13 protein-coding genes and 1 riboswitch are annotated in these 15677 nt (G+C 53.4%); of the genes, 12 read left to right on the top strand and 1 reads right to left on the bottom strand.

What is annotated here, in order from left to right; all coding sequences use genetic code 11:
• The first annotated feature begins 196 nt into the window (after positions 1-196).
• Together msrB and AC0YN0_RS28250 are read left to right on the top strand one after the other, a co-directional pair.
• On the top strand, positions 197-1183 hold the full coding sequence (gene msrB, locus AC0YN0_RS28255) for a peptide-methionine (R)-S-oxide reductase MsrB (protein WP_475824284.1): 987 nt from the start codon (positions 197-199) through the stop codon (positions 1181-1183).
• Positions 1184-1228: 45 nt separating this feature from the next.
• Positions 1229-1801: a nitroreductase family protein gene (locus AC0YN0_RS28250; protein WP_475824283.1), complete on the top strand. Its 573-nt coding sequence runs from the start codon at positions 1229-1231 to the stop codon at positions 1799-1801.
• 325 nt (positions 1802-2126) lie between these two features.
• Here AC0YN0_RS28250 and AC0YN0_RS28245 read toward each other — a convergent pair whose 3' ends face one another.
• On the bottom strand, positions 2127-3404 hold the full coding sequence (locus tag AC0YN0_RS28245) for a LysM peptidoglycan-binding domain-containing protein (RefSeq protein WP_475824282.1): 1278 nt from the start codon (positions 3402-3404) through the stop codon (positions 2127-2129).
• A gap of 387 nt (positions 3405-3791) precedes the next feature.
• Positions 3792-3891: riboswitch (purine riboswitch) on the top strand.
• A gap of 236 nt (positions 3892-4127) precedes the next feature.
• On the opposite strand from AC0YN0_RS28245, the gene purE reads away from it, so the two are divergent.
• From purE to purN, 10 genes are all read left to right on the top strand, one after another.
• Positions 4128-4613, top strand: a complete 486-nt coding sequence (gene purE / locus AC0YN0_RS28240; RefSeq protein WP_475824281.1) for a 5-(carboxyamino)imidazole ribonucleotide mutase — start codon at positions 4128-4130, stop codon at positions 4611-4613.
• Positions 4610-5803, top strand: a complete 1194-nt coding sequence (purK, locus tag AC0YN0_RS28235; protein ID WP_475824280.1) for a 5-(carboxyamino)imidazole ribonucleotide synthase — start codon at positions 4610-4612, stop codon at positions 5801-5803. The genes purE and purK overlap by 4 nt, the downstream gene beginning before the upstream one ends.
• A gap of 7 nt (positions 5804-5810) precedes the next feature.
• The gene (gene purB / locus AC0YN0_RS28230; RefSeq protein ID WP_475824279.1) at positions 5811-7106 is read left to right on the top strand and encodes an adenylosuccinate lyase; all 1296 of its coding nucleotides are present in this window, start codon (positions 5811-5813) and stop codon (positions 7104-7106) included.
• A 16-nt stretch (positions 7107-7122) separates the two neighbouring features.
• Positions 7123-8019: a phosphoribosylaminoimidazolesuccinocarboxamide synthase gene (locus AC0YN0_RS28225; protein ID WP_475824278.1), complete on the top strand. Its 897-nt coding sequence runs from the start codon at positions 7123-7125 to the stop codon at positions 8017-8019.
• A gap of 647 nt (positions 8020-8666) precedes the next feature.
• A complete protein-coding gene (gene purS / locus AC0YN0_RS28220) occupies positions 8667-8912 on the top strand; it encodes a phosphoribosylformylglycinamidine synthase subunit PurS (RefSeq protein ID WP_307476050.1) in 246 nt (81 codons plus the stop codon).
• A 4-nt stretch (positions 8913-8916) separates the two neighbouring features.
• Complete coding sequence (gene purQ, locus AC0YN0_RS28215) at positions 8917-9612, top strand: phosphoribosylformylglycinamidine synthase subunit PurQ (protein WP_475824277.1); 696 nt, start codon at positions 8917-8919, stop codon at positions 9610-9612.
• Entirely contained in the window at positions 9590-11833 is a 2244-nt protein-coding gene (purL, locus tag AC0YN0_RS28210) for a phosphoribosylformylglycinamidine synthase subunit PurL (protein WP_475824276.1), read from the top strand. Before purQ ends, purL begins: the two co-directional genes overlap by 23 nt.
• On the top strand, positions 11818-13296 hold the full coding sequence (gene purF, locus AC0YN0_RS28205; RefSeq protein WP_475824275.1) for an amidophosphoribosyltransferase: 1479 nt from the start codon (positions 11818-11820) through the stop codon (positions 13294-13296). Before purL ends, purF begins: the two co-directional genes overlap by 16 nt.
• A 59-nt stretch (positions 13297-13355) precedes the next feature.
• On the top strand, positions 13356-14399 hold the full coding sequence (purM, locus tag AC0YN0_RS28200; protein ID WP_475824274.1) for a phosphoribosylformylglycinamidine cyclo-ligase: 1044 nt from the start codon (positions 13356-13358) through the stop codon (positions 14397-14399).
• Complete coding sequence (gene purN, locus AC0YN0_RS28195) at positions 14399-15013, top strand: phosphoribosylglycinamide formyltransferase (protein WP_475824273.1); 615 nt, start codon at positions 14399-14401, stop codon at positions 15011-15013. The genes purM and purN overlap by 1 nt, the downstream gene beginning before the upstream one ends.
• Positions 15014-15677: the final 664 nt, after the last annotated feature.

Here is a 15677-nt window from a genome sequence, read left to right as displayed (position 1 = left end):
GCTTCAACGAAAGGAAGGACTGCTTGGCTGCACATGCAGCTAAAGCAGTCCTTCCTTTCTGCCTGTTCTGCTTGTTATTTTGCCGGGAAGCTCATTTGAATAACGCTACTTTAGCTACCTTTGTTGTATGGCCCTCTTGTCATGTATAATAGGAGAGAAAGGTTCTCAATTTACACGTCAATGGAGGGAGATCAACATGGATCAACCATTATCGCATAATAGCGGCCAGCGCCGCACGGAGCAAGCAGCATTCGCAGGAGGCTGCTTCTGGTGTATGGTTTCACCTTTTGAGGAAATGCCGGGTATTATCTCGGTCGTCTCCGGTTACACAGGCGGGCATAAGGAAAATCCAACGTATGAAGAGGTATGCTCCGATACGACTGGACATGCAGAAGCCGTTCTTATTACGTACGACCCCGACGTATTTCCCTATGAGAAGCTGCTAGACATCTTCTGGCATCAGATCGATCCTACGGATGCAGGCGGGCAGTTCCATGACCGCGGCGATTCCTATCGGACGGGCATCTTCTATTATACGGAGGAGCAGCGACAGCTGGCGGAAGCATCGAAGCAGGAGCTTGCAGCGAGCGGACGCTTCGATAAACCGATCGTGACCGAGATCGAACCGGCAGGTAAGTTTTATGCGGCTGAGGATTATCACCAGGGCTATCATAAGACGAATCCGTTCCGTTACAAAATGTACCGTAAAGGCTCAGGACGCGACGCTTTCATCGCGCAAAACTGGAGCATGCGCAAGGATCAGGCTGAGCTGAAGAAGAAGCTAACTCCTATTCAATACGAAGTGACGCAAAATAGCGGTACGGAGCGTCCATTCACGGGAGAATATTGGGATCATACCGAAGACGGCATTTATGTCGATATTGTATCGGGTGAGCCGTTATTCAGCTCGCGAGACAAATATGATGCCGGTTGCGGCTGGCCGAGCTTTACGAAGCCACTTCAGGCTGCTTCCATTTCGGAGCACACCGATACGAGTCATTATATGGTGCGCGTAGAAGTGAGAAGCAAGGAAGCCGATTCGCATCTGGGCCATGTGTTCGACGATGGACCGCAGCCGACGGGACTGCGCTATTGCATCAATTCGGCTTCGCTTCGTTTCGTTGCGAAACAGGATTTGGAGAAGGAAGGCTACGGGGAATACCTCGTGTTATTTAACCAGTAATTGAAATATAGTTCGAAGCTAACAGAAGTCGGGGGAGAGAGCGTTATGTTATTGGAAGAGGCGATTCAAGGACGGAGATCGATCGGGAGAGTGAAGAAGGATCCCGTTCCGCGTGAAGAAATCGAGAAGCTGCTAGATGCGGCGATAATGGCGCCAAGCCATCATAATACGCAGCCATGGAAGTTCATTGTGATGACAGGCGAGGGCAGATCGGCTTTGGGCAACGGATACGCCAAAGTTGCGGCAGCGCAGCTTCCCGATCTTAGCGGAGAGGAACTGGAGGAGCGTCTGGCGAAGGAGCGCACGAAAGCGTTCCGTTCCCCAGTCGTGATCGCGGCAGTATGTTCACCTTCGGATGATCCCCGGGCGGTATTGGCAGAGGAGATAGCTGCCGCACATTGTGCGGTGCAGAATCTGCTGCTAGCCGCTTATGCGAACGGACTTGGCGCCGTATGGCGTTCAGGTGATCCGATGTACCATCCGGCAATGAAGGAAGCCTTCAGCCTCTCCGAAGCTGAACAGCTGGTAGGGCTGGTGTTCATCGGTTATCCCGATATGACCGCGCCTGCTGCGAAGCGTACTCCGGCTGCAGAGAAGACCGTTTGGTTGGAACAATAAAGCATTAAGCATTAAAGGCTGTCCGAGTGTGTCTGGTCTATTCCAGATCCCTTATCGGACAGCCTTTTCATATGAATGGAGGCTATAATGGATATTTGCAGGATAGAGCGACCTTTTGTGGCAGACATATTAGCTATACTGGATTTTTGCAGCAACTTCTTTATGGAATGGCTGAAATGAGGCTTCCTGAAGAAAAGTTAGAGCAAATATCCAATATAGCTCTGGTTAGGGCTCGTTTCCTGCTAAAGTTAATGCAGATATTCAACATAGCTTAAAGGCAGGTTATGCGTCATCGGATCGGTATAGTTTTTTTTAGGCGTTAAACTCAAACTAGCTTCTTTATTGTGAAGTTCGCATTCAGCACATACCAATTCTGCGGGAACGAGACGCCGAGCACCCAATAACTGACGCCGCGCAAATGATAGCTTTTGACGATGTTGAACTTGGCTTGCACGCTGCGGGCATCCTCGAACCATACGGTGTGCTCCCGGCGCTGCTCGTCGAAGTAGTTATAATGCGGTGATTGGCTCAATGCATCGTATTTGATCTCTGCGCCGTATTTGGCCGCGCGACGCACCGCTTCCTGCGGGCTGACCGTAGGCGCCCATTTGCCTCCTTGCACGTAAGGGAGCGTCCAGTCATAGCCGTATAACGGCATGCCCATGACGATTTTGCCAGCCGGAATGACGGTGAGGGCGTAGTTCAGCACCTTCACGACTTCGTTCAACGGCGCAACGGCGCGCGGTGGTCCGCCTGACCAGCCCCATTCATACGTCATCAGAATGACGAAGTCGACGATTCGCCCGTGAGCGGCATAATCATGCGCTTCATACAGCGTACCGGTCTGATCGGCGCTTGTCTTCGGGGCAAGGCAGGTCGAGACCAGATAACCGCTTGGATGCAGACGGTCTACGAGCTTCTGCAGGAAGGTGTTGTAGAGGGCTCGGTCGGCAGGCGGTACATACTCGAAGTCGACGTTGAGCGCGAGATAACCTTTGTTTTTCATAATCGCCAAAATGTCCGTAATAAGCCGTTCTTGTACAGGTTGGCTGGACATAACGGCATGAGCGATCTCGGGGCTGAACGTGCCGTTCTCGAAGTTCGTAATAACCATCATCGGAGCGGCGCGGTGCGCGTAGCCTGCTTTGATAATAGCCGAGTCGTCGAGCGGGATCATCGACCCGTCCAACTGCACGCGATAGCTGAACGGACTTAAGTAGGTTAAGTATTGGCCGATATCATTCACAATCTCGACGCCTGCTGCTCCGAACTTCTCGGTATAGGCATTCACCTCTGTTACCGGCTTCGTCGCTTGCGGAATCGTAATCACCTGTCCGGGGTAAATCAGCGCCGGATTGCTAATTGGATTCACAGCCATCAACTGCTGAAGCGAGAGACCGTACCGCTCTGCGATCGCCCACAGGCTCTCTCCAGCTAACACTTTATGGCTCGTTACTTGCTGAGGGATAATGACCGATTGGCCGATGACGAGCGGTTCTTCTCCCCGTAGTCCGTTCGCGGCAAGTATGTCATCGAGAGGGACGTCGAATTTCTGCGATAACGCCCAAAGTGTATCCCCCCTTTGCACGACGTGAATATGCATGCCTGCCCAACCTCCTTATACGTTTTGTGGTTCATCCATGGAATGGAAATGCCGAAATAGACGCTACTAAACATCTATATTCAAGAAGAGCCGTCCCTAGTCTGCAAGTACGACCGGGAACGTCTCAAATGAGGGTTAGCTCTGTTTTTCGATTCATGCCAGCGGGCATAAGCCCTTTTTTTGGGCATACTGTTCTGATTTTCCGTACGATTTATTCAAAAAAACGAACCTTTATAAAACTTCCTCTCATAATGTTCGTATTTTATTGACAGTGTTAGGGGGATTGGATAAACTAGAGTAGGCTTGAGGCGAGCACACTGCCTTGAACGACAAGATTCGACAAACATCACAATATGCGTTATATATTAAGGTAGAAGAAATAACGCTAACACTTAGTTAAGATACACTCGTATATTTTCGGGAGAAGGCCCGAATGTTTCTACCCGGAAACCTTATTTTCTGGACTACGAGCGTGAAGTGAAGCGATGAACGAGAGCTGCGCACAGCCATTTGCCAAGCATAGGTTGCTCCTCTGACGGGGCAGCCTTCTGTTGTCTCTTAGCGCTGGAAGCTGCCTCATCATCGAATCCTTTACTGAGCGGCAGGCGGCATACATTCGTTGTCGCCGGCGCTCGCGCTCGTAGTCCGAGGCAGCCTATATATGGTTGCTTGCGGGCTTTTTCTGTTTTTCCATACTCTATTGATGAAAGTAGGTTTGATCGCATGTCTGCGAAGGTAGGCGTAATCATGGGCAGCAAGTCGGATTGGGACACAATGAAATTAGCCTGTGACGTTCTGGAGGAGCTTCAAATTCCGTATGAGAAAAAGGTAGTGTCGGCGCATCGTACACCGGATTTGATGTTCGAATATGCGGAATCGGCAGTAGAACGAGGGCTTAAGGTCATTATTGCCGGAGCCGGCGGAGCTGCACACTTGCCCGGCATGGTCGCTGCGAAGACGATTTTGCCGGTTATTGGCGTTCCTGTTAAGTCTTCGAATCTAAGCGGACTTGATTCGCTGCTCTCCATCGTACAAATGCCAGGCGGCATACCGGTTGCGACAGTCGCGATCGGCAATGCAGGCGGCACGAATGCAGGCTTGCTTGCCGCGCAAATGATCGGCGCGTTCGATCCTGAAGTGCAAGCGCGCGTGGAAGCGCGCCGCGAGCGCGTGAAGCAGGAAGTGCTGGAAAGCAGTGAGACGCTATGAGCAGCGGAGCGGGCAATAAGTCGTCCGCATCCGCAGAGAATGTGAAGACGCTGCTTCCTGGCAGCACGATCGGCATTCTCGGCGGCGGTCAGCTTGGCCGAATGATGGCGAATGCAGGCAGCGCGATGGGCTATCGGTTCATTGCTCTTGATCCAACGCCGGATGCGCCATGCGGACAAGTATCGGAGCAGATCGTAGCGGCTTATGACAATCGTGAGGCGGCTCGCGAGCTTGCGAAGCGGTCGGATGTCATCACCTACGAGTTCGAGAACGTCGATGCCGATGTCGCAGCCATGCTGATGGCGGAATCGTACGTGCCGCAAGGCAGTGAGCTGCTTTATACGACGCAGCATCGGCTTCGCGAGAAGCAAGCGATCGAAGCGGCGGGCGTGCGCGTAGCGCCATACAGCGAGATCCGCAGCGTGGACGAGCTTCGCGAGGCGGTAGAACGTTTCGGTACGCCTTGCGTGCTGAAGACGGCGATGGGCGGCTACGACGGCAAAGGCCAATGGGTCATCCGCAGCGAAGACGAGATCGCCGAGGCTTACGAGACGCTTTCGCGCGCGGGCGTGCAGCTCGTGCTCGAGCAGTTCATTCGCTTCGACAAAGAATTATCAGTAATTGCGGCGAGAAGCCCGCAGGGTGAAATAAAAGCGTTCCCTGTTGCGGAAAATATTCACGTCGATAATATATTGCACTTATCTATCGTGCCGGCCCGTATTAACGAGGACGTGCAGCGTGAAGCGGAACGACTGGCGATGCGCATTGCCGAAGGGCTTGGCGTCGTAGGTTTGATCGCGGTGGAGCTGTTCGTTACGGCGGACGGCGAGCTGTTCGTTAACGAGCTGGCGCCGCGGCCGCATAACAGCGGTCACTACACGATGGAAGCTTGCCGGACTTCGCAGTTCGAGCAGCATGTACGTGCGGTATGCAACTTGCCGCTTGGGGATACGACGCTCATGAGCCCGGTCGTTATGGTTAACGTACTTGGGCAGCATGTTGAGCCGCTGCTTGCGCTTATTGCGAAGCAAGACGAGTCGGCGGAGCGGCTTCACGTTGCGCCGAAGGTGCATTTGTACGGGAAGAAAGAAGCGGTATTCAAGCGCAAGATGGGCCATGTGAACGTCATTGCGCCAAGTACCGAAGCAGCGCTGGAATGGATTCAAGAAACGAATATTTGGAAGGTGTGAATGGTTTATGTTAGAGCGTTACAGCAGACCGGAAATGAGAGCGATTTGGACAGAAGAAAACAAGTTCAACGCTTGGCTCGAAGTTGAACTATGCGCATGCGAGGCTTGGTCCGAGCTTGGCGCGATTCCGAAGGAAGATGTCGTGGCGCTTCGCAAATCGGCGGCGTTCGATATTGACCGCATCTACGAAATCGAGCTTGACACTCGCCATGACGTTATCGCGTTCACACGCGCTGTGTCCGAGAAAGCAGGTCCTGAAGGCAAATGGGTTCATTACGGCCTTACTTCGACCGACGTAGTTGATACAGCTAACGGTTACCTGCTCCTTCAAGCGAATGCGATCCTGTTCAAAGATATCGAGCGTTTCATTGAAATTCTTCGCGACAAAGCGATCCAATATAAAGATACGCCTATGATGGGCCGTACGCATGGCGTTCATGCGCAGCCGACGACGTTCGGTCTGAAAGTAGCACTTTGGTACGAGGAAATGAAACGTAACCTGGAGCGTTTCCAGCATGCGGCTGACGGCGTGCAATTCGGCAAAATGTCCGGCGCTGTAGGCACATTCGCGGACATCGATCCGTTTGTTGAAGAATTCGTATGCAAGAAGCTCGGCATCTCCGCTGCTCCGATCTCGACGCAAACGCTGCAGCGTGACCGTCATGCCGAATATATGGCGACGCTTGCGCTTATCGCTTCTTCGCTCGATAAGTTCGCTACGGAAATTCGCGCTTTGCAGAAGAGCGAATTCCGTGAGGTTGAAGAGCCTTTCGCGAAAGGTCAAAAAGGATCTTCGGCAATGCCTCACAAACGCAACCCGATCGGTTGCGAGAACATCTCCGGTCTTGCGCGCGTTATTCGCGGACATATGCTGACGGCTTACGAAAACATTCCGCTCTGGCATGAGCGCGACATCAGCCACTCGTCGGTTGAGCGCATCATTTTGCCGGATGCAACGATGCTGCTGAACTACATGCTGAACCGTCTTGGCAACATCATCAACAACCTGACGGTGTTCCCGGAAAACATGAAGCGCAACATGCATGCGACTTACGGCGTGCCGTTCTCCGGCCGCGTATTGACGAAGCTGATCGACAAAGGCTTTAGCCGCGAAAAAGCATACGACACGGTTCAACCGCGCGCGATGCAAGCTTGGGAAACGCAACGCCAGTTCCGCGATATCATCAGCGAGACGGAAGAGGTTACAAGCGTATTGTCGGCTGAAGAAATCGACGACTGCTTCAACCCGGCATGGCACCTCAAGCATGTCGACACGATCTTCTCGCGTCTCGGACTAATCTAGGGAGGGCAAGCCATCAATGACTGTTCAATCGCAAGCTCTATCCACGGCTGTTGATTACATTAAGGCTCCTCTAATTTATAAAGGCAAGGTGCGGGAATTGTACGATCTCGGCGAGCATTTCCTGATCGTCGTGACGGACCGCATCTCGGCATTCGATTACGTGCTCGACCCGGCCGTGCCGGACAAAGGCAATGTGCTGAACCGCCTATCGGCTTATTGGTTCGAGCAAACGGCCGACATTCAAGTCAACCATGTCGTGCATACGGACGTTGAGAAGCTTGGCGACCTCGTTACCGAGCCTGAACTGCTTCGCAATCGCATCATGGTTACCCGCAAAGCGGAGCGCATCGATATCGAATGCGTCGTTCGCGGCTATATCACGGGCGGAGGTTGGAGACAATACCAGCAAACGTCCGCGATCAACGGCATCGAGCTTCCTGCGGGTCTTCGCAAGAACGAGCGCTTCCCGGCGCCGATCTTCACGCCTGCGGCGAAAAACGACGTCGGCCACGACGAGGACATCCCGTTCGAGAAGATGGCTGATATGGTTGGCGCCGAGCTCGCGGAAGAGCTTCGCGACCGCAGCATCAAGCTGTATGAGTTCGCGCATGAGTATTGCGCGAAGCATGGAATCATTCTTGCCGATTGCAAATTCGAATTCGGACTTATCGACGGCAAAGTTATATTGATCGACGAAATCTTCACGCCGGACTCGTCCCGCTTCTGGGCCGAAGGCAACTATGCCTTCGACATCGAGATCGACAGCATGGACAAAGAGCCTGTACGCACTTATCTGCTCGGCTCCGACTGGGATCGCGACAGCAAGCCTGCTCCGCTTCCAGAATCCGTAGTAGCAGCGACGACCGCCCGCTACCGCGACATCTACCGCCGCCTCGTCGGCGTTGAATTATAAAGGTTTCACCGCAGCCAACGAAGTGCGGCTGCTCTGGTAAGCATGGCAGCGGTGCACCCCGCGGCCGTCATACAATAACGGGAATTTCTCCCGTTAAATTGGCTCGAATGAACGCTCACGCGCGTATTAACTGGAAAACCTCCCGCTAATTTCACCAAATCGGCCTCGAAGCCTGGTTTAGCGGCGAAATAACGGGACAAACTCCAGCTAATTCATCGCGTCAGCTCATGTCCGCCGAAATAACAGGACAAATTCCAGTTAATCCGCCAACGCCGCAACATCTCACCGATAATGGGGGGATGGGGATGAGCACCTCACCCGATAAACGGGCAGAAGCTCGGCGATGGTAAGCTAACCAGTTCTCTTTCACAGCCAGCGGGCGCGCAAGCGCAAGCGCGGCTGTCCAAGCTTCACCGACCACCCCGCGGCGGTTTTTGAGTTTGTGGAAAATGGGCAAGTGAGGGGAGCAAGGGTTGTTGTCGTAGAGCGAAAGCGCTCGCGTCTAGCTATCGTAAATTTACACATAAAGGTGTAATTAAAAATTTACGATTGCTAATGCGACGGAGACAATTACCCTTGCGTACTCACGAACGATCCCTTTTCCCAGCTCATACCCGCAAAGGGAAAACTCACATTTCCAGGAGGCTATTATGAAGGCAACCGTCTATGTCACGATCAAAGAAAACGTTTTGGACCCGCAAGGAACAGCTGTACAAGGCGCGCTTCACTCGATGGGCTTCGCCGAAGTCGGCAAAGTGCGCATCGGTAAATACTTGGAGCTTGAGCTTGATACGAACGACCGCGCAGAAGCGGAAGCACGCATTAAAGTGATGTGCGAGAAGCTGCTTGCGAATACGGTTGTCGAAGATTACCGTTTTGAGCTGGAGGGATAAGACGATGAAGTTTGCAGTTATCGTATTTCCAGGCTCCAACTGCGACATCGACTGCTACAAGGCGGTTGAAGAAACGATCGGCCAGCCTGTCGACTACGTATGGCATACGGCTACCGACCTGTCCGCATATGACGGCATTCTAGTTCCTGGCGGTTTCTCCTACGGCGACTACCTGCGCTGCGGTGCTATCGCTCGCTTCGCTAACGTAATGGGCGAAGTGAAGAAAGCGGCTGACCAAGGCAAGTTTATCCTTGGCATTTGCAACGGATTCCAAATCTTGACCGAGGCAGGACTGCTTCCTGGCGCTTTGATCCGCAACAACGGACTGAAGTTCCGCTGTCACCAAACGCCGCTTGAAGTTGTTAACAACAACACGGCTTTCACCAACCAATACTCGCAAGGCGAGATTATTAATATTCCGATCGCTCACGGCGAAGGCAACTACTTCTGCGATGACGCGACGCTTGCCGAACTGAAAGCGAACAACCAAATCGTGTTCCGCTATGCAGGCGACACGAACCCGAACGGTTCGGTAGAGAACATCGCGGGCGTAAGCAACAAAGCAGGCAACGTAGTCGGCATGATGCCGCATCCAGAGCGCGCAGTTAACCAATTGCTCGGCTCGGAAGACGGCAAAAGGATGTTTACATCGATTTTGAATGCATGGAGGGAACAACATGGCGCAGCAGTTAACGGCTAAAGAACCGACGGCGGAGCAAATTGCCGATCAGAAAATTTACAGCCAATTTGGCGTATCCGATTATGAATATGAGCTTATTTGCGGATTCCTTGGCCGTAAGCCCAACTACACGGAGATCGGCGTATTCAGCGTCATGTGGTCCGAGCACTGCTCGTACAAAAACTCCAAACCAATCTTGAAAAAATTCCCGATCACGGGTCCTCGCGTCCTGATGGGACCGGGCGAAGGCGCGGGCATCGTCGACATCGGCGACAACCAAGCGGTCGTGTTCAAGATCGAATCGCATAACCATCCATCTGCGGTTGAGCCTTTCCAAGGCGCGGCTACAGGCGTAGGCGGCATTATCCGCGACATTTTCTCGATGGGCGCACGTCCGGTTGCTCTTCTGAACAGCCTTCGTTTCGGCAATCTCGAGAATGAGCGCGTTAAATATTTGTTCGAGCACGTCGTTAGCGGCATCGCTGGCTATGGCAACTGTATCGGTATTCCTACCGTTGCGGGCGAAGTCATGTTCGACGAGAGCTATGAGGGCAACCCGCTCGTTAACGCGATGTGCGTAGGTCTTATCGATCACGATAAAATCCAGCGTGGCGTAGCAAAAGGGGTAGGCAACCCGGTATTCTACGTAGGTCCGGCAACGGGCCGCGACGGTATCCACGGCGCGACATTCGCATCCGTCGAGCTGTCCGAAGAATCCGAAGAGAAGCGTACGGCGGTACAAGTAGGCGATCCGTTCATGGAGAAGCTCGTTATGGAAGCAACGCTTGAGCTGATCGATTCCGGTATCGTGCTCGGTATTCAAGATATGGGCGCGGCAGGCCTCACTTGCTCCAGCGCGGAGATGGCTTCGAAAGCAGGCAACGGCCTTGAGCTGTACTTGGACGAAGTTCCACAACGCGAGACTGGCATGACGCCTTACGAAATGATGCTTTCCGAATCGCAAGAGCGCATGTTGTTCGTCGTTGAACCGCAGCATGAAGCGCAAGCAAAAGAAATTTTCGACCGTTGGGGCATTATTTGCGCCAAAGTCGGCAAAGTAACCGATGACGGACGTCTTCGTTTGTTCCACCAAGGCGAAGAAGTAGCGGATATGCCGGTTAAAGCACTCGTTGATGAGTGTCCGGTTTATGAGAAGCCATCTGCAGAGCCAGCTTACTATCGTGAGAACGCGAAAGTGGATACAGCTGCTTTTGCCGAAATCACGGACTTGAACGGCGCTTTGGAAAAAGTGCTTGCATCCCCTACGGTTGCTAGCAAAGAGTGGGTTTACAATCAATACGATTACATGGTTCGTACGTCGACGGCTGTTCAGCCGGGCTCCGACGCGGCTGTCGTGACGATTCCCGGCACGCGCAAGGCGCTTGCGATGACGACGGACTGCAACGGTCGTTATGTATATCTGGATCCTGAAGTAGGCGGACGTATCTCCGTTGCTGAAGCAGCGCGCAATATCGTTTGCTCCGGCGCAGAGCCGCTTGCGATTACGGACAACCTGAACTTCGGCAACCCTGAGAAGCCTGAAGTGTTCTGGCAGCTTGAGAAATCGGCAGACGGCATGTCCGAAGCTTGTGTCGTGCTCGATACGCCAGTTATCGGCGGTAACGTCAGCTTGTACAACGAGAACGCGAAAGGCGCGATCTACCCAACGCCAGTAATCGGCATGGTTGGTCTCGTACACGACGTTGACCACATTACGACGCAAGGCTTCAAAGCTGATGGCGACGTAATCGTCTTGATCGGCGAGACGAAAGCCGAGTTCGGCGGCAGCGAGCTGCAATACGTGCTCGAAGGCGCGGCTAGCGGACGTCCACCAGAAATCGACCTCGCTACGGAGAAAAAAGTAATCGGTGCCGTTCTTGGCGCGATTCAAAAAGGTCTAGTCGCTTCGGCGCATGACTTGTCCGAAGGCGGCATCGCGGTAGCTGCTGCAGAATCTTGCATCAGCGGCGGACTTGGCGCAGAGATCGCTCTCTCCACTGAGCTTCGCGCGGATCAATTGCTGTTCAGCGAATCACAATCGCGTATTCTGCTCTCCGCTAAACCGGAAAATGCTGCGGCATTGACGGCTTACCTGAACGAGCAAGGCGTAATCAACGCTACTATCGGTACGGTTAAAGGCAGCAGCCTTTCCATCAACGTAAACGGCAAATCCGGCATCAACGCGCCGGTCAAACAACTGGAGAAGGTCTGGAAGGATGCGATTCCATGTCTGATGAAATAAGCAAGCATTTGCTTTGGACGGGAGATCATTATAACGAAGGTATCGGACGTGACGATATTTTCGACAAACTGCGTGAAGAGTGCGGCGTCTTCGGGGTATTCAATATCCCGGCGGCGTCGAGCCTCTCTTACTACGGCCTGCATGCGCTTCAGCATCGCGGCGAAGAAAGCGCGGGAATATGTACGGTGGATACGGCTAACGGCAATGCCTTCGCCTATCACCGCAACATGGGGCTTGTTAAGGAAGTGTTCGGCAAGGATGAGCTTGACCATCTGAAAGGCGACCGTGCGATTGGCCACGTTCGTTATTCGACGGCAGGAGAGAGCAAGCTGGCGAATGCACAGCCGCTTATCTTCCGCTATCGCGATGGTGATCTTGCTGTTGCGACGAACGGCAACATCGTCAATGCGCCGGAAATCCGCAAGGAGCTTGAGATGTCGGGATCGATCTTCCAGACGTCGAGCGACACGGAAGTAATTGCGCATCTAATCGCTCGTTCTCCGAAGGATTTCGAGACGGCGGCGAAAGAAGCGTTGCAGCGTATTGTCGGCGGATTCGCGTTCCTGATCATGACGAATGAAAAGCTGCTCGTCGCTTCCGATCCGAACGGACTTCGTCCGCTCGTCATGGGTCGTCTAGGCGATGGCTACGTATTCTCGTCGGAATCGTGCGCGTTCGAGACGATCGGCGCGGAATATGTACGCGATGTCCAGCCGGGCGAATTGCTGATTTTCGACGCTGACGGTATGCGTGAAGACCGTTATGCAGAAGTAGAGCGCCGTGCGACTTGCGCGATGGAATACATTTATTTTGCCCGCCCGGACAGCGATATTAACGGAATCAACATCCACTCGGCGCGCAAACGGATGGGACGCCAGCTCGCGCAGGAATCATTCGTGGACGCGGATATTGTAACGGGCGTGCCCGATTCCAGTATTTCCGCGGCGATCGGTTATGCCGAGCAAACGGGTATTCCTTATGAGCTTGGACTTATCAAAAACAAATATACAGGCAGGACGTTTATCCAACCTTCCCAAGAGCTGCGCGAAAAAGGCGTGAAGATGAAGCTTTCCGCCGTTCGCAAAGTCGTGGAAGGAAAACGCGTCGTCATGATCGACGATTCGATCGTGCGCGGCACGACCTCGCTTCGTATCGTGAACCTGCTTCGTGAAGCAGGCGCGACCGAAGTGCATGTGCGGATTACGTCACCGCCTTTCAAAAACCCGTGCTACTACGGCATCGATACCCCTGACCGCAAGGAGCTGATCGCTTCGTACCGGACGGTGGAAGAAATTCGCAAGCAGATCAACGCGGACTCGTTATCTTTCCTAAGCGACGAAGGTTTCGTTGATTCGGTCGGCGGCAATGACGGAGCATACAACCGCGGCATGTGCCTGGCTTGCTTCGACAATGACTATCCGACGCCAGTGAACGAAGAATCGGACAAAAGCTGCAGCTGCTAGAACGAGGCAGAGTGGGGCAGAAATAAAGCATGCATTACATTTTAAGGAGTTGACCGAAAGTGTCAGAAGCGTACAAAAAGGCCGGCGTCGATATTGCGGCAGGCAACGAAGCGGTTGAACGGATGAAAAAACACGTGAAGCGCACTTACCGTCCGGAGGTTATGGCGGAGCTTGGCGGATTCGGAGGTTTGTTCGGCCTGAACAAGGACAAGTACGAGGAGCCTGTTCTCGTATCCGGAACGGATGGCGTCGGCACGAAGCTGAAGCTTGCTTTTGCAATGGACAAGCATGACACGATCGGTATCGACGCAGTAGCGATGTGCGTGAACGATATTATCGTACAAGGCGCTGAGCCGCTGTTTTTCCTCGATTACTTGGCATGCGACAAAGTCGTGCCCGAGAAGATCGAAGCAATCGTTGCCGGTATTTCCGAGGGCTGCGTGCAAGCGGGCTGCTCGCTAATCGGCGGCGAAACGGCAGAGATGCCGGGTATGTACTCCGAAGGTGAATACGACATTGCCGGCTTCACGGTCGGTATTGTAGATAAGAAAAAAATGATCGACGGATCGACAATCGCTGCTGGCGACGCGGTTATCGGCTTCGCATCGAGCGGCATTCACAGCAACGGCTTCTCGCTCGTTCGCCGTTTGCTGCTTGAAGAAGCAGGTTACTCGCTGGAGCAAACATTGGACGAGCTCGGCGGTGCGCGTCTTGGCGACGTGCTGATCGAGCCAACGCGCATCTATGTGAAATCGGCGCTTAAGCTGATCGAGCAAGTGGACGTGAAGGGCATGGCGCACATTACGGGCGGCGGCTTCATCGAGAACATTCCGCGCGTATTGCCGGAAGGCGTTAACGTTGATATCGCATACGGCTCGTGGCCGATTCTGCCGATCTTCGGATTGATGCAGGAGAAGGGCAATATTACGAACCGCGATATGTTCACTACGTTCAACATGGGCGTAGGTTTGGTCGTTGTTGTACCGGCGGATCAAGCGGAGACTGCGCTGCGCGTTGCGGCGGAGCTTGGCGAGGAGGCTTACCGTATCGGAACGGTTACGGAAGGAAGCCGCATCGTAACGTTTACGGGAGCGGAAGTATAATGGCATCGCTTCGCATCGCCGTATTCGCTTCGGGACAAGGCTCGAATTTCCAAGCGATTGTGGATGCGGTGCAGGAGGGGAAGCTCGATGTAACCATCGAGCTTCTTGTTTGTGACAAGCCAGCCGCTCCCGTTGTGGAGCGCGCACGGAAGGCGGGCGTGGACACGTTCCTGTTCACGCCGAAGGAGTACCCGTCTCGCGAAGCTTACGAGACGGAAATTATCGCCGAGCTGCAGCGCCGCGGCGTCGAACTGATCGTGCTGGCCGGCTACATGCGGATCATCACATCGGTGCTGGTGGAGCCGTTCTACGGCCGGATGATCAATATTCATCCGGCGCTGCTGCCGGCTTTCCCAGGCGTGAACGGCATCGGCCAGGCGCTGGAATACGGCGTCAAGCTGACCGGCGTCACCGTCCACTATGTGGACGGCGGCATGGACAGCGGGCCGATCATCGCGCAGACCGCGGTGGAAGTGGCGGACGGCGACACGGAAGAGTCGCTCGCCCCGCGCATTCACGCAGCAGAGCAAGCGCTGCTGCCAAGCGTCATCCAGCTCATCGCGGAGAACCGCGTGACGCTGGATGGCAGGCATGTCTCGATCCGCCGCGGGTAAGTAGGCGGATCGAACGCTCAGTCGGCGCTAGCCGCTGACGAATAGAGCTGGAAAGCAGCTCTATTCCACAAACTAGGGTTAGTTTGAACGAAATAGCGATAGAAATTAGCGCTATTTCGTGGCGGTTGCGGCTGAACTGAGCTCAAACGGCGTCGGTGCTGACGAATAGAGCTAGAAAGCAGCTCTATTCCACAAACTAGGGTTAGTTTGAACGAAATAGCGATAGAAATTAGCGCTATTTCGTGTAACTTCGGCGGAACTGAGCTCAACCAGCGTCAGTGCTGACGAATAGAGCTAGAAATTAGCACTATTCCACAAACTAAGGTTAGTTTGATGGATATAGCGATAGAAATTAGCGCTATTTCGTGGCGGTTGCGGCGGAAATGAGCTCAACCGGCGTCGAGTGCTGGTGAATAGAGCTAGAAAGCAGCGCTATTCCACAAACTAAGGTTAGTTTGACGGAAATAGCGATAGAATTTAGCGCTATTTCGTGTAACTTCGGCGGAACTGAGCTCAACCAGCGTCAACGCTGACGAATAGAGCTATAAAGTAGCTCTATTCCACAAACTAACTTTAGTTTGAGCCAAATAGAGCTAAAAGTTAGCGCTATTTCATGACTGTGACCGAGTAAGAAGACAAGCAATTGTTGTTCCATATAGATGAG

The sequence above is a fragment of the Paenibacillus sp. J22P218 genome (assembly GCF_056269195.1).
This window is presented reverse-complemented; position numbering and strand designations above follow the sequence as displayed.

Coding starts and splice junctions, on each gene's coding strand:
- purF (WP_475824275.1), top strand. CDS start 11,818: ATGTCTGATGAAATAAGCAAGCATTTGCTTTGGACGGGAGATCATTAT.
- purQ (WP_475824277.1), top strand. CDS start 8,917: ATGAAGTTTGCAGTTATCGTATTTCCAGGCTCCAACTGCGACATCGAC.
- AC0YN0_RS28250 (WP_475824283.1), top strand. CDS start 1,229: ATGTTATTGGAAGAGGCGATTCAAGGACGGAGATCGATCGGGAGAGTG.
- purB (WP_475824279.1), top strand. CDS start 5,811: ATGTTAGAGCGTTACAGCAGACCGGAAATGAGAGCGATTTGGACAGAA.
- purK (WP_475824280.1), top strand. CDS start 4,610: ATGAGCAGCGGAGCGGGCAATAAGTCGTCCGCATCCGCAGAGAATGTG.
- AC0YN0_RS28225 (WP_475824278.1), top strand. CDS start 7,123: ATGACTGTTCAATCGCAAGCTCTATCCACGGCTGTTGATTACATTAAG.
- msrB (WP_475824284.1), top strand. CDS start 197: ATGGATCAACCATTATCGCATAATAGCGGCCAGCGCCGCACGGAGCAA.
- purE (WP_475824281.1), top strand. CDS start 4,128: ATGTCTGCGAAGGTAGGCGTAATCATGGGCAGCAAGTCGGATTGGGAC.
- AC0YN0_RS28245 (WP_475824282.1), bottom strand. CDS start 3,404: ATGCATATTCACGTCGTGCAAAGGGGGGATACACTTTGGGCGTTATCG.
- purL (WP_475824276.1), top strand. CDS start 9,590: ATGGCGCAGCAGTTAACGGCTAAAGAACCGACGGCGGAGCAAATTGCC.
- purN (WP_475824273.1), top strand. CDS start 14,399: ATGGCATCGCTTCGCATCGCCGTATTCGCTTCGGGACAAGGCTCGAAT.